Origin of the sequence: Sandaracinus amylolyticus (assembly GCF_000737325.1) — a bacterium.
GTDB lineage: Bacteria > Myxococcota_A > Polyangia > Polyangiales > Sandaracinaceae > Sandaracinus > Sandaracinus amylolyticus.
The window spans coordinates 603,325-617,338 of record NZ_CP011125.1; the positions used below are offsets into that span (position 1 = coordinate 603,325).

Here is a 14,014-nt window from a genome sequence, read left to right on the forward strand (position 1 = left end):
GCGCGTAGGCTGGCCTCGATGACGCGATCGCGTCCGACGCTGGACATCTCGCTCCCGACCGAGCCCTTCGCGGCACAGCACACCCCGCGGCGAGACGTGCGGACGCTGTGTCGCTGGCTCGAGGGCGCGCTGCCCGGCGGATCGGCGGGGATCGCGACGCTCCTCGAGCGTCTCCACGGACCGCTCGCCGAGCGTCGACACCTCGTCGCAGTCGCGCTCGTCGTGGCGCACCTCCGCGGTGAGCTGCGTGGCGCGCGATGGCTGCGCCTCACCGGGACCGAGAACGCCGATCCCCGCGACATCGATCGCGAGATGGACCTCGTCTGGGATGCGCTGGCCCGGGCGAAGCTGGTGCGCGGCGCGCTGCGCTATCACCCCGGCACGACGCAGCACGGCATGGCGCGTTTTCCTCCGCGGCTCGTGCCGCGCTGGGTGCGCACGAACCGCTGGTCGCTCTTGGGCCAGGACGACGACCTGCTCCTCTTCGAGCCCGACTACATGGAGCCGCTGCTGCGCGGTGCCGCCGAGCCGGGTGCGGCGCGGCGCGATCTCGCGCGCGGGATCGTCGCGCACGCGGCGCGTGATGCGGCGCATGCGGTCGTGGCCGCGCCGCGGTACGCGGGCGGCGAGACGCTCGCGACGTTCGCGCCGCGCTACGCGCGCTGGGCGAAGATCGCGCGCGAGACCGACGCGCTCGAGGTCGCCGCGTACCTCGAGCGGCTCGCGTCGTACGGCGCACCGCGCACGTTCGACGCGGAGCAGGCGCTCCAAGCGTTCCGCGATCTGTCGCGTTGTTGGCCAGCGGAGCCGAAGGTCGTGCGCATGCGCGAGGTGAAGGACGGCTTCACCGGGAGCGTGCCGGGCACGTCTCGTCGCCCGTCACGCGTGCACATCGATCGCGAGACCGGCGCGATCACGCGCGTGCGCTGATCCGCGTCCTCGACGCGTCAGCGCTCGGGGTCGCCGCGCCTGAGCGCCGTCGCGAGGGCGGGCCCGCCGTCCGCGAGGAGCTTCGCGAGCATGCCTGCGAGCAGCTGCAATCGATCGATGAAGCGATGGTCGTGCTCGACCGACGCGAGGTGCGCGAGCTCGTGGAGCACCACGCCGATCGTGCCGGGATCGAGCACGTCGTCGAAGCGCAGCGGGCCCTTCACGTTGAACGAGATCGCGCGCGCGTCGACGTCGGTCACCGCGTCCTCGAGCAAACCCGCGTCGCTCGGATCCCGCGCGAAGAAGCGCACCCGCACCACGCTCCCCGCGACGCGTCGCGCGAGCCAGCGCACCGCCTCCGCGAAGCGCCGCTGGGTCTCGTCGGGCTCGACCTCGTCGCCGCCGAACTCGCTCGATCGACGCCGCACGTAGTCGTCGCTCGTCTCGAGCACGCGCGCGAGCGCGAGCCACGCCCCGTGGGAGATCGTGCGCGCATCGACGATGTGCGCGCCGAGCTGCTTCGCGCGATCGTTCGCGCGCGAGGTGCCGCCGAGCACGCTGCCGCGCGGGAACACCTTGCTCACGTACGCGTCGAGCAAGCCCGACTTCACGGGCCACCGCGCGATCACGTCCTGCACCCAGTCGGCGCGCAGATCGCGGCGATCGAGGTAGCTGTGCACCATCGCCTCGAGCAGCGTCGCCTTGAGCGCGAGCACGAAGCGCTCGGGGGCCGCGTCGCGTCCTTCTCCGAGCGGCACGCGCTGCGCGACGTCGACGTGCCACGGCACGTTCCACGGCTGCACCGGGACGCCCATCTCGAACAGGCTCGGCCGCTCTCCGCGCCTCGGCGCGTAGATCGCGACCCGCGTGGGACGCATCGCGGCGCGCTCCACGCCATCGTCGATCACGACCGTCTCGAGCTCGCAGTCCGCGAGCGCGAGCACGCTGCGCGGCCTCCGCACCAGACGGCCCGCGACGCGCAGGCTCGTGCCGCGCGGCGGGATCGCGAGGCGCAGCAGATCGAGCGCCGCCTCGCGCTCGTCGTCGCCGATCGCGCGGAAGAGCTCGAGCCGCGTGCCGCTCTCTCGCGTGTTGGTCTCGGTGCGACGTCCCTCGCCGTCGAAGACGATCGTCGTGCCGATCGTCTCGACGTGCGCGCGCTCCGCCGCGGCGAGCAGCTCCTTGAGGCCGCGCCCCATGCGCCCGCGACGGGTCGGGTCCCGCGGTTTGTCGGAGAGGAACAGCGTGTAGACGAGGCGCTCGTCGGCGATCCCCGCGCGCGCGTCGTCCTCGATCACCACGCGGTCGGGCTCGATCTCGATCGCGACGTTCGCGGCGTCCGCGTCGAACGCGTTCTGCACCGCCTCGAGCAAGAGACGCCCCAGCGGGCGCGCCGCGCTCAGCCGCGCCCATCCCTCCTCGGCGATCTCGAACCACGCACTGCGCGCCATGAGGCCCCTCGGATGCTGGCGTGCGTGGGCTCGCTTGGGAAGAGCACCCCCCGCTTGACGTGTGCGTCGAACGCGCCGATGCTCCGCGACCATCTCGTGACCCGCGGGTGCGTTGCGCAAGCGCGACGCGGCCGGGCGACGAGGTGCTCAAGCCCGGGGCTCGCGGCCCCAATCCGGTGGGACGTCGCGCACGACGTCGCACCAATCTTTCGTGATCACCAATGGACCTCGTTGATCGTGGGGTCCGAAGCCGGCACCATCAGTCAGCTGGAGGTTCTCGCGCATGGGGAACGTAGGCCCCAACGGGGGTGGCAGTGGGGGTAGCAGCCTACAGCGACCCAGTGCCCCAGGCGGTCGCTCCGGCGATCGCGTGATTCCCTTCGGCAAGTACCTCTTGCTCGATCGGATCGCCGTCGGCGGCATGGCCGAGGTCTACACGGCGAAGTCGTTCGGCATCGAGGGCTTCGAGAAGATCATCGCGATCAAGCGGATTCTCCCGACGATGGCGGAGGATGAGGACTTCATCCAGATGTTCATCGACGAGGCGAAGATCGCGGGGCACCTGACGCACGCGAACATCGTCCCGATCTACGAGCTCGGGAAGATCGGCGAGTCGCACTACATCGCGATGGAGTACGTCTGGGGCAAGGATCTGCTCCAGATCATGAACCGCTTCCGCCGCATGCGGAGGCACATGCCGCCGGTGATGGCGGCGTGGATCGCGAGCAAGATGTGCGAAGGCCTCGACTTCGCGCATCGCAAGAGGGACCGCCACGGGCGGCCGCTCAACATCATCCATCGCGACGTGTCGCCGCAGAACTGCCTGGTCTCGTACGAGGGCCAGGTGAAGATGATCGACTTCGGCATCGCGAAGGCGGCCGCGCGCAACACGAAGACGCAGGCCGGCGTGCTGAAGGGCAAGTTCGGCTACATGAGCCCGGAGCAGGTGAAGGGCTCGGGGGTCGACCACCGCAGCGACGTGTTCGCGGTCGGCACGTGCCTTCACGAGATGCTCACGGGCGAGCGCCTCTTCGTGGGCGAGAGCGACTTCTCGACGCTCGAGAAGGTGCGCAACGCGGACGTGATCCCGCCGTCTCAGACGGTGCCGGACATGCCCGCGGAGCTCGAGCAGATCCTGCTGAAGGCGCTCGCGCGCGAGCCCGAGGAGCGCTGGCAGAGCGCGGGCGAGATGCACGAGGCGCTGCAGATGTTCGTGGCGCGCGAGAAGCCGCCGTTCGGCACGAGCAAGCTCGCGGCGTGGATGCGCACGGCGTTCGCGCCCGAGATGACGAAGGAGAAGGGGCGCCTCGACGGGTTCGCGAAGATCGCGAAGCCCGCGAGCGTGCCGCCGCCGCCGCCGAACCGCGCGAGCGCGCCGGGCGCGGCGAAGGATGCGATGGCGAGCACGTCGCCGGACAACCCGGCGGTGCGTCGTCCGCCTGCGCCGCCGCCGCCTGCGCGGCCGCTGCCGCCGCCGGTCGCGGTGGGCGCGCCCGTCGTGCCGCCGCCGATGAACGACGTCGACGAGGACGACGATCCGGGCGAGCTGCAGTCGGAGTCGACGATGATCTCGTCGTCGCCGTTCGACGAGATGACCGACGGCGGCGGCGAGGAGCTGCAGGGCGCGCCGACGCAGATCTTCTTCAGCGCCGACGAGCTCGAGGAGGCGCCGAAGCCGGCGCCGCAGATGGGCGCGCCGGCGGGCGTCGTGGTGTCGCCCTCGGTCCACGTGCACCAGCCGGCAGGGATGCCGATGCCCGCGCCGGCGATGCCGGCGCCGATGCAGCGCGCGCCGAGCCTGCCTCCGGAGGAGCGGCCGACGACCGCGCCTCTGATGGACTACGGCGCGCCGCCGATGGCGCAGGGCGGTCAGCCGGCCACGGTGGTGCACGCGTCGCCGTACGGCGCGCCGCCGCCGATGGCGATGGGCGCGCCGCCGATGCCGATGGGGCAGCCGATGCCGACGGGGCATCCTATGCCGATGGGGCAGCCCATGCCGATGGGGCAGCCGATGCCGATGGCGCAGGCGCAGCCGATGCCGATGCCGCAGACCGGGCCGACGCCTGGCTTCGCGGCGCCGCCGGCGTTCGGCGCACCCCCGCCGGCGTTCGCGCAGCCGGGGGCGGAGGCGCTCGACCCGGGGATGCGCCCGCGCTCGGCCGCGCAGGAGACGCTCGAGCTGCGATCCCCGGTGATCGCACCGAAGCGGAGCCGCGTCGCCTTGTTCGTGGGGCTCGGGGCGTTCGTGTTCGTGGCGCTCGCGGCGTCGCTCGCGGCGTTCCTGGTGTTCGGCACCGGGCCCGCGGGAGGGACCATCGAGATCCGGACGAACCCGGCGGACGCCGGCGCGACGGTGCTCGTCGATGGCACGCCGCGCGGTCGCGCGCCGCTGCGGCTCGATCACGTCCCGTCGGGCGACCACCTGATCGAGGTGCGCGCCGACGGGTTCCAGCCGGCGACGCAGACGGTGCCGGTGAGCGACGGGACGACGGCGATGCTGCTCATCCCGCTGATGCCGGGTGGCGCGCCGGCGATCGCGGCCGTGGCGCCGCCGCCGGTCGCGCCCGCGGTGGTGCCGCCGCCGGTCGCCGCGCCGACGCCTCCGCCCGTCGCGCCGACGCCCCCGCCGACCGAGGTCGCGGTCGCGCCGACGCCTCCTCCGCCGGCCGCACCGACGCCTCCGCCGCCCGCGGTCGTGGCGCCGCCGCCCACGCCGGTCGCGACTGCACCGACGACCACGCCGCGTGAGGCCGCGACGACGACCACGCCGCGTCAGGCGACGACGTCGTCGAGCAGCGGACGGACCGAAACGGCGAGCTCGAGCGCGCGACCGGTCGCGACCGCGTCGTCGATCACGCCGCGCTCGCGCTCGGGCGAGGAGACGTCGCGCTCGTCGAGCTCGAGCTCGTCCTCGAGCGAGCGCCGCAGCTCGTCGCGCGAGCGCGGGTACCTGATGATCCAGACCCTGCCCTGGGCGCGCGTGTTCATCGACGGGCGCGACACCGGGCAGAACACGCCGGTGCGACGCATGGAGGTGCCGGCGGGATCGCACCGAATCGGGCTGCGCACGAACGACGGGCGCATGCACGAGGTGACGGTCGAGGTGCCCGCGGGCGAGACGGTGCGCATCGTGCGCCAGCTCTGACTCGCCTTTCGCGCTTTTAATCGTCGGCGAGATCGAGTAGCCACGTGGCCCGAGTTCTTGGTTGTTGCAGCAACCGAGGGAGGGCCACGTGGCCGAAAGCAGGCTTCGCACACTTGCCGAGGTTCTGGAAGTCGTCCGTCCAGCGTTCACGCGTCCGACGTTCGAGCGCTTCGTTGCGCTCATGCGCGGGTGGCTGCTCACCCAGCAAGCGGGCGCGGTGACCAGCGCTCTGCTCGGCGCCGGTCTCGCGGGCAGGGCGCATCACGCTGCGTTCCATCGCTTGTTCGCGGAAGCCGCTTGGGACGTCGACGAGGTCGGCACCGAGCTGCTGAAGTGGATCGTGCGGACGTGCGCGACGCGCAGATCGCTGCAGCTCGCGATCGACGACACCGTCGTTCGGAAGAAGGGCCCGATGGTGTTCGGCCTCGGCACGTATCTCGACCCGGTGCGGTCGAGTCGACGCGTGCGGAACTTCGTGTTCGGTCACCTCTGGGTCGTGCTCGTCGCGATCGTGGAAGTTCCGTTCTCGAAGCGGCGCTGGGCCGTCCCGATCTTCTTCCGGCTCTACCGCCAGGAGCGCGACTGCACGCGCACCAACGATCCCTACGCGAAGCGCACTTCTCTCGCGCGCGAGCTGATAGATCTCGCTGCGCGCGTCGCGCCAGAACTCACCATGCACGTCTCTGCGGATGCCGCGTACTGCTGCGAGACCGTGCTTCGCGGTCTGCCGAAGAACGTCGTGGTGTACGGCACGTTGCGAGACAACGCAGTGTTGACCGCCGCCCCGATTGCGCGTCGCGGTTGCACCGGTCGTCCGCGCGTTCGCGGAGAGCGGATGCCGACGCCTGCGCAGCTCGCGGCTGATCCGTCGCGGTGGCGGTCCACACGCGCGGCGCTCTACGGACGCACTCGAGCGCTCGCGTTCAAGCAGATGGATGCGCAGTGGTACCAGGGCCGTGGTCCCGAGCTGATGCGCGTGGTCGTCGTGCGCCTGAGCGCCGGTAAGCTCAAGCACCGCGTCTACTTCTGCACCGATCCGACTCGGACTCCCGCCGACATCGTCGAGCGGTACACCGCTCGATGGCAGATCGAGGTCTGCTTCCGCGACCTGAAGCAGCACCTCGGATTCGGCGCGTCGCCGGCATGGTCGCGGCGAGCAGTCGAGCGTGTGACGCCCTTCGCTGGCTTCGTCTACTCGATCGTCGTGATGTGGGCACGACTGTCGCTGCGACGGCCCGAACGCGCTCCACAGATCCGACGACCGTGGTACCGCGACAAGGTCGGCTTGAGCTTCGCCGACCTGCTTCACATCGCGCGGACGGACCTTTTGGATCCAGCCGCGCGCACGCAGCTCGCGAGAAACTCGCCGGTGAGCGACCGGTCGCGCTCGTTTGCAGCTGCATGAAGCGCGAAAGGCGAGTCTGAGCGGGGGACGGTGAGCCTGCAGCGAGGGATGGCCGCCGCGAGGTGGCCGTCCCTCGTTCGTTTTTGCGGGATTTCGCGGGGTGGGGGCTCAACCACGGTCGGGTTGGTGTGCCCATTTGCGGGCACTCGGGCTCAACCACGGTTGGGTTTCGAGTGCCTCGTTCAGGGACGTCTGAGGCTCAACCACGGTCGGGTTCTTGACCTCGTTCACGGACGTCTGAGGCTGAACCACGGTCGGGTTCGAGTGCCTCGTTGAGGGACGTCTGAGGCTCAACCACGGTCGGGTTCTTGACCTCGTTCAGGGACGTCCGAGGCTCAACCACGGTCGGGGGTTCGAGTGCCTCGTTCACGGACGTCCGAGGCGCAACCACGGTCGCGCTCACCGCGCGAAGACCACCCCGCGCTACTTCCGCTTGCGCTTCGGCGTCGGGGCGGCGCTGCTCGGCGGCCGCGAGCCGCGCTCCCTCGTGGCGGCCGGTCGCTTCTCGGGCGCCTTCACCGGCAGAGCCGCCGGCACCGGCGCGACCATCGGGCGCACGTTCCCCAGCTTCAGCCGGCGCATGACCGCCGCCTTCTGCCGGTCCTTGTACGCGTCGTGCGACGCATCGCCCATCTCGTTCGCGTGCTCGGTCTCGCGGTCGATGACCTGGAACTCCGCCTGCGCGAACACCACGCGGCCGAGCGCCCACGCCGCCGGCGGCGCGAGATCGAGGATCTCCTGCGGGAGCCGCACCGGCATGTCGACGACGAAGTGCACGACCCGGTACGACGAGCTCGTGAACTGATTGTCCACCAACAGCCCGTCGTCGTCGGGCTCGCCCACGAGCGGCTGCAGCTCGCGCGCGAGCCCCGCGAGGTGCGGGCTCGATGCGCAGTACTTCCGCAGATCGAACATCGTGTTCGTCGTCTGCCCGGGCACCACGTAGTTGAACGGGAACAGGTACCGCGTCAGGTGCGAGAGCACCGGGAAGATGTCGTCCGGCGATCGCGTGACGATGCGGAAGCGCAGCTTGTCGTAGATCTGCGCGGCGTGCGTCTCCTTCTTGGAGAGCAGCTTCGAGTAGAGCGAGTCGCGGTTCTTGCGCCCACCGATGAACTCGAGGATCGGCAGCCCCGCCGCGAGCATGCCGCCGATCACGCGATAGACCTTCTGCTCGACCAGGTGGAACACGTCCTGGTCGGAGATCGGCAGCATGTAGAGCAGCTCGCGCGCCTCGAGGTGATGGATGATGTGCATCACCTTCAAGATCGTGCAGGCGCAGAGCTGGCGATGACCGCGCGCCGACGCGAGCAGCAGCAGCTCGGCCGCGTCCATCTGCGCGACCGGCTTCGGGATCGGGAAGTCGAAGTTGCGCCGCAGGTACGCGATCGCCGCGTTCTTCACGGCCTCGGTGCGCGCGCGGCTCGCAGGGTCGTCGAGATCGAACTCCTGCACCGCGAGGAACTCGCGCACTTGCGCTTCGCTCGCGAGCTCCAGGCGCTGCCAGTCGATGACCGACGCACCACGGAGGATCAGCCGGATGCTCTCGAGCTCTGCGAGGCGCAGATCGGAGAGCCAACGGAAGTCGGAGGGCGGCGCCGGCGGCGGGATGCTCATCCCGGGGCGGAATCCTAGCAGCAGGAGCGGGTCAGGAACGCGGCTGCTGCGTGCTCGAGCGATCCGCAGTGCTCGACGCGGCGGATCGTGCGGCATTGCTGGCACGACCGAGGCCCAGGGTCCCGAAGAAGATCCCGACGGTGACGGCGAGCACCACGAGGTTGCCGATCAGCGCGCCGTTGCAGCCACCGAGCATCGGAGCGGCAGCGAGCGCCAGCGCAATCGGCAAGATCTTCGTGCTGCGGGTCGCGGTCATCGTCACCTCCAGGAGCGTCCAGGTCTTCCGTTCATCGAAGCAAGCAGATGTAAGCGAATGTCCGACAGCCCCCCGAGGCGGTCCAGTTTCTAACAGAGCCCCTCCCGCCTGCCAAGACGGAACCGGCCGACCCCCCGGTCGGGAACATCGAGGCCCGCCACACCCGATCGGACGGCGCGCTCCGCCCCGCGATCGCAGGCAGGAACGCCCGGCGCGCGGCCTGCCCAGGGCTTGCAATCCCCAGCGGCGACGTGCAGGTAGTGAGGACCCTATGAGCGCGACGATCCCGCCCCCGGAAGGCCCCGAGATCCTTCCCATCCTGCCGCTGCGCAACTCGGTGCTGTTCCCGGCCTCGGTCGTCCCGGTGAACGTGGGGCGTGCCCGCTCGGTGAAGCTGATCGAGGAGAGCTTCGGGCGTGACCGGCCGACGATCGGCGTGGTCGCCCAGCTCGTCGCGGACGTCGAAGATCCCGAGTTCGAGCAGGTCTACGAGCTCGGCACCGTCGCGCGCGTGCTGAAGGTCATCCGGCTCAGCTCGGGCAACTACTCGGTGGTGCTCCAGGGCATCGCGCGCATGCGCATCCTCGAGCCCCAGGGACGCGTCCCGTACATGCGTGCGCGGGTGCAGCGCATCCACGAGGCGCCGATCCGCGACACCGAGATCGACGCGCTCGGCGCCGCGCTGAGGGAGTCGGCGCGCAAGCTCGGCGAGCTCCTTCCGCACCAGTCGCGCGAGCACGCGCTCCAGCTCGACAACGTGAGCGATGCGGGCGCGCTCGCCGATCTCGTCGCGACGAACCTGCCGGTCTCGACCCAGCAGAAGCAGCAGATCCTGCAGATCCTCGACGTGCGCGAGCGCCTTCGGAAGGTCGCGGAGCTCGTCTCGCGGCAGTCGCAGGTCTACCGCGTCAAGAAGGAGATCTCGACGATGGTGCAGGAGGAGATGTCGCGCTCGCAGCGCGAGTTCCTCCTCCGCCAGCAGATGAAGACGATCCGCCGCGAGCTCGGCGAGGCCGAGGACGACGACGAGATCGAGACGCTCCGCGAGCGCATCGCGCGCGCGCACATGCCGAACGACGCGGAGAAGGCGGCGCGCAAGCAGCTCTCGCGCATGCGCTCGATGTCGCCGAACGGCGCGGAGTACCAGGTCTGCCGCAACTACGTGGAGTGGCTCGCCGATCTGCCGTGGAGCAAGACCACCGCGGATCGCCTCGACGTCGCGGAAGCGCGGCGCGTGCTCGACGAGGACCACCACGGGCTCGATCGCATCAAGCGACGCATCGTCGAGTACATCGCGGTGCGGCGCCTCAAGAGCGACATCCGCGGGCCGATCCTCTGCTTCGTCGGGCCGCCCGGCGTGGGCAAGACGTCGCTCGCGAAGTCGATCGCGCGCGCGACCGGGCGCAACTTCGTGCGCGTCGCGCTCGGCGGCGTGCAGGACGAGGCGGAGATCCGCGGGCATCGCCGCACGTACGTCGGCGCGTACCCCGGGCGCTTCGTCGCGGGCCTGAAGAACGCGGGCGCGCGCAACCCGGTGATGCTGCTCGACGAGATCGACAAGCTCGGCAGCGATGGGCGCGGTGACCCCGCGAGCGCGCTGCTCGAGGTGCTCGACCCCGAGCAGAACAACACGTTCACCGATCACTACCTCGAGGTGCCGGTCGACCTCTCGCCGGTGCTCTTCATCGCGACCGCGAACCGCAAGGACACGATCCCGCGGCCGCTGCTCGACCGCATGGAGCTCATCGAGCTCGCGGGATACACGCGCGACGAGAAGCAGGCGATCGCGAAGAACTTCCTCATCCCGAAGCAGCTCGAGGAGCACGGCCTCTCGCCCGAGCGCCTCGACTTCAGCGACGAGGCGATCGATCGGCTCGTCGACGAGTACACGCGCGAAGCGGGCGTGCGTCGTCTCGAGCAGACGATCGCGTCGGTGTGCCGCCACGTCGCGGTGCGGCTCGCGGAGGGCGAGGACGTGGCGCAGCTCGCGGACGGCGCGTACGTCGAGAAGGTCCTCGGGCCGCCTCGCTACGACAAGCAGATCGCGGAGAAGCTCGGGCACGCGGGCGTCGCGACCGGGCTCGCGTGGACCCCGGCGGGCGGCGAGCTGATGATCGTCGAGGCGTCGCAGATGCAGGGCACCGGCGGCATCCGCGTGACCGGCAAGGTCGGCGACGTGATGCAGGAGTCCGTCGCCGCGGCGTTCACGTACATCCGCGCGCGCGCCGAGTCGCTCGGTCTGGCGCCCGACTTCCTGTCGAAGATCGACGTGCACCTGCACTTGCCGGGCGGCGGGATCCCGAAGGACGGGCCGAGCGGCGGCATCGCGATCTTCGTCGCGATCGCGTCGATGCTGACGCAGCTCAAGGTGCGGCCCGACGTGGGCATGACGGGCGAGATCACGCTGCGCGGGCACGTCCTGCCGGTCAGCGGGATCAAGGAGAAGTGCCTCGCGGCGCACCGCGCCGGGCTGAAGCACGTGCTGATTCCGAAGCGCAACGAGGCGGACCTCGACGAGGTGCCCGAGACGATCCGGAAGGACCTCGTGATCCACCTCGTGTCGAAGGTCGACGAGGTGCTCGCGTTGGTGCTCGAGCTGCCGAGCGACGGATCGCCGCGACCGCCTTCGCCGCCGGCGTCGTCGGGCCCGCAGGAAGTCGCGACCGCGAGCTGACGAAGCGCGACGGTGAGCGAGCAAGAGCTGGCATCGCCGAGCCCGCGCCCGATCGCGCGATTCCAGGGCCCGGTCCTGGGGCGCAAGACGGCGCGGATGGCGCTCGTCGTGAGCGTCGCGCTCGCGATGCTGTTCGTGATGCTCTCTCCGCTGACCGGGGTGCCCGGTCCGGAGAGCGCGCTCGTGCTCGGGCTCATCCTTCCGCCGTTCGTCGCGGCGGCGGGGGCGCGGCTCGCGATCGAGGCGCGCACGAGCGGGCTGCATCGCACCGGTGAGCTGCTCGAGCGGGCGACGTGGCTCGCGGGCGGGTGCGTCGCGCTACCGACCGCGATCCTCGCGATCAACGGGCTGCGCGTGCCGTGGTGCGCGCCGTGGGAAGGGCTCGCGTTCGTCGCGCTGGGGCCGGGGATCGGCGTGCTGCTCGCGGCGTTCGTCGGGGTCGCGATCGGCACGCTCTTCCAGCGGCCGAGGCTCGCGACGACGATCGCGGTGCTGGTGCCGATCCTCGCGGGGCTGGGCTCGGCGAGCCTGCTCTACACGAGCCCGGCGATCTACGGATACGGCCATTTCTTCGGGTATTTCCCGGGCACGCTCTACGACCCGGACATCGAGATCGGGACGCCGTACCTCACGTTCCGTGTGCTCAGCGGCGTGCAGATCGGCGGGTTCGTCGCGCTGATCCTCGCGGGCGTCGATCCGCGCACCGCGCGCATCTCGGGGCGCTACGCGCGCACCCGCGTCGGCTCGCTGATCATCGCGACGTCGTTCTTCGCGGCGGCGCTCTACGGCGAGTACCGAGCGACCGATCTCGGGCATCGCAGCACCGCGGACTCGATCGCGCAGCGGCTCGGCACGACGCTGCACGGGCGCATCTGCGACGTCGTGGTGCCGCGCGAGCTCGCGCGCGCGCGCGCCGAGCGACTGCGCGACGACTGCGATCTGCGCGTCGAGCAGACCGCGCAAGGGCTCGGCGTGGAGCAGCGCGAGCGCGTGACCGCGTTCTTCTTCCGCAGCACGAGCGAGAAGCGCGAGCTCATGGGCGCGAGCGGCACGTACATCGCGAAGCCGTGGCGCAACGAGGTGTACCTGCAGCTCTCGGGGTGGCCGCATCCCGTGCTCGCGCACGAGATCGTGCACGTCGTCGCGGGCAACGCGGGCGTGGGGCCGTTCCGCATCTCGGGCACGCTCGGTGGGTGGCTGCCGTCGCCGGGGATCATCGAGGGCATCGCGGTCGCGCTGTCGTGGGAGGAGCGCGACGGGCTCACGCCGCACCAATGGGCGCGCGCGATGATGGCGCTCGAGATGATGCCGCGCGTCTCGCAGACCGAGGGCCTCGGGTTCCTGCTGCAGCCCGCGAGCCGCGCGTACGTGACGTCGGGCTCGTTCGTGCGGTGGATCCTCGACACGCGCGGGAGCGAGGTGGTCCGCGCGATCTCGCGCGCGGGCGAGTACGAGGGCGCGCTCGGGATGCCGCTCGAGGAGGCGGAGCGCGCGTGGCGCGAGTACCTGCGCACCGAGGTTCCGCTGCCGCCCGAGGCGCTCGCGATGGCGGAGGCCCGCTTCGAGCGTCCCGCGATCTTCGCGCAGGTGTGCCCGCATCGCGTCGCGGCGCTGATGGACATGGTCGCCGACGATCTCGCGGCGGGCGACGATCGCCATGCGGCGGAGACGTGCGAAGAGGTGCTCGACATCGATCCCAACGACACGCGCGCGAGGGCGTGGATGGCCGTGGCGCTCGCGCGCGAGGGCGAGCTCGCGCGTGCGCGTCGCGAGCTCGATCGACTGATCGGGCCGCCGAGCGCGTCGCGTCCGGTGATCCGCGCCGCGCGCCAGGGCATCGCCGACGCGCTCTGGGCGCAGGGCAACGTCGAGGAGGCCGCGGTGATGTACCGCGCGATCCTGCACGAGCCGCTCGGCGACGAAGAGGCGCGTCAGATCGAGGTGCGCCTGCTCGCGGTCGAGAGCGGTCTTCCCGGCGGTGAGCACCTGCGCGAGGTGTTCGCGCCCGATCCCGACGAGCCGCACGACGCGGTCACCGCGATGCAGGCGATCATGCGGCTGCGCGAGCTGCGCCCCGACGGGCTCGGCGCGTACCTCGAGGCGCGGCAGATGATCCAGCGCGAGCGCTTCGATCGCGCGGAGGAAGCGCTGCGCGAGGCGCAGTCGCGCGGGCTGCCGAGCGAGCGGCTCTCGCGCGAGGCGCGGCGCATGCGCGCGATCACCGAGTTCGCGATGGGTCGCAGGCGGCGCGCGCGCGCGCTCTGGGAGGACGTGCTCGAAGATCCGAGCGCGAGCGAAGCGGCGCGCGTGGAGGCGCTCGACTGGATCGATCGCATCGAGCGCGCGGGAGAGACGACCGAGCCGATCGAGGGCGAGGAGACGCGCGTCGAGGACGCAGCCGCGCTGCCCGAGCCGACCGACGTGGTCGTGCCCGACGTCGATGCGCACCCGATGCCGCCCGCGGTGCAGCAGACCGAGCTCCCGGTGACCGAGGGCCTCGCGCCGCCTTGACGAATCGTCGCGCGCTCTCGCTCGC

The 14,014-nt window shown here is 71.1% G+C and carries 8 protein-coding genes; 5 read left to right on the forward strand and 3 right to left on the reverse strand.

Annotated elements, in window-relative coordinates; all coding sequences use genetic code 11:
- Window positions 1-18 precede the first annotated feature (18 nt).
- Window positions 19-930 carry a hypothetical protein gene (locus DB32_RS47900; RefSeq protein WP_053230354.1) on the forward strand — a complete coding sequence of 304 codons (912 nt, stop codon included), beginning with the start codon at window positions 19-21 and terminating at the stop codon, window positions 928-930.
- 17 nt (window positions 931-947) lie between these two features.
- Here DB32_RS47900 and DB32_RS02430 read toward each other — a convergent pair whose 3' ends face one another.
- Window positions 948-2,381 (reverse strand): ATP-binding protein, encoded by a 1,434-nt coding sequence (locus tag DB32_RS02430; protein WP_053230355.1) that lies wholly within the window; start codon window positions 2,379-2,381, stop codon window positions 948-950.
- Window positions 2,382-2,751: 370 nt separating this feature from the next.
- On the opposite strand from DB32_RS02430, the gene DB32_RS02435 reads away from it, so the two are divergent.
- Together DB32_RS02435 and DB32_RS02440 are read left to right on the forward strand one after the other, a co-directional pair.
- A complete protein-coding gene (locus tag DB32_RS02435; protein WP_053230356.1) occupies window positions 2,752-5,526 on the forward strand; it encodes a serine/threonine-protein kinase in 2,775 nt (924 codons plus the stop codon).
- A gap of 88 nt (window positions 5,527-5,614) precedes the next feature.
- Window positions 5,615-6,931, forward strand: a complete 1,317-nt coding sequence (locus DB32_RS02440) for an IS701 family transposase (RefSeq protein WP_075097411.1) — start codon at window positions 5,615-5,617, stop codon at window positions 6,929-6,931.
- 423 nt (window positions 6,932-7,354) lie between these two features.
- On the opposite strand, the gene DB32_RS02445 is transcribed toward DB32_RS02440, so the two are convergent.
- Window positions 7,355-8,548 (reverse strand): TIGR04552 family protein, encoded by a 1,194-nt coding sequence (locus DB32_RS02445; protein ID WP_075097429.1) that lies wholly within the window; start codon window positions 8,546-8,548, stop codon window positions 7,355-7,357.
- A 31-nt stretch (window positions 8,549-8,579) separates the two neighbouring features.
- On the reverse strand, window positions 8,580-8,804 hold the full coding sequence (locus DB32_RS02450) for a hypothetical protein (protein WP_157068628.1): 225 nt from the start codon (window positions 8,802-8,804) through the stop codon (window positions 8,580-8,582).
- 271 nt (window positions 8,805-9,075) lie between these two features.
- Here DB32_RS02450 and lon point away from each other — a divergent pair, with 271 nt between their 5' ends.
- Window positions 9,076-11,478 (forward strand): endopeptidase La, encoded by a 2,403-nt coding sequence (lon, locus tag DB32_RS02455; protein WP_053230796.1) that lies wholly within the window; start codon window positions 9,076-9,078, stop codon window positions 11,476-11,478.
- A gap of 12 nt (window positions 11,479-11,490) precedes the next feature.
- Window positions 11,491-13,989: a tetratricopeptide repeat protein gene (locus tag DB32_RS02460; protein WP_053230797.1), complete on the forward strand. Its 2,499-nt coding sequence runs from the start codon at window positions 11,491-11,493 to the stop codon at window positions 13,987-13,989.
- Window positions 13,990-14,014 lie beyond the last annotated feature (25 nt).

Coding starts and splice junctions, on each gene's coding strand:
- DB32_RS47900 (WP_053230354.1), top strand. CDS start 19: ATGACGCGATCGCGTCCGACGCTGGACATCTCGCTCCCGACCGAGCCC.
- DB32_RS02430 (WP_053230355.1), bottom strand. CDS start 2,381: ATGGCGCGCAGTGCGTGGTTCGAGATCGCCGAGGAGGGATGGGCGCGG.
- DB32_RS02445 (WP_075097429.1), bottom strand. CDS start 8,548: ATGAGCATCCCGCCGCCGGCGCCGCCCTCCGACTTCCGTTGGCTCTCC.
- DB32_RS02450 (WP_157068628.1), bottom strand. CDS start 8,804: ATGACCGCGACCCGCAGCACGAAGATCTTGCCGATTGCGCTGGCGCTC.
- lon (WP_053230796.1), top strand. CDS start 9,076: ATGAGCGCGACGATCCCGCCCCCGGAAGGCCCCGAGATCCTTCCCATC.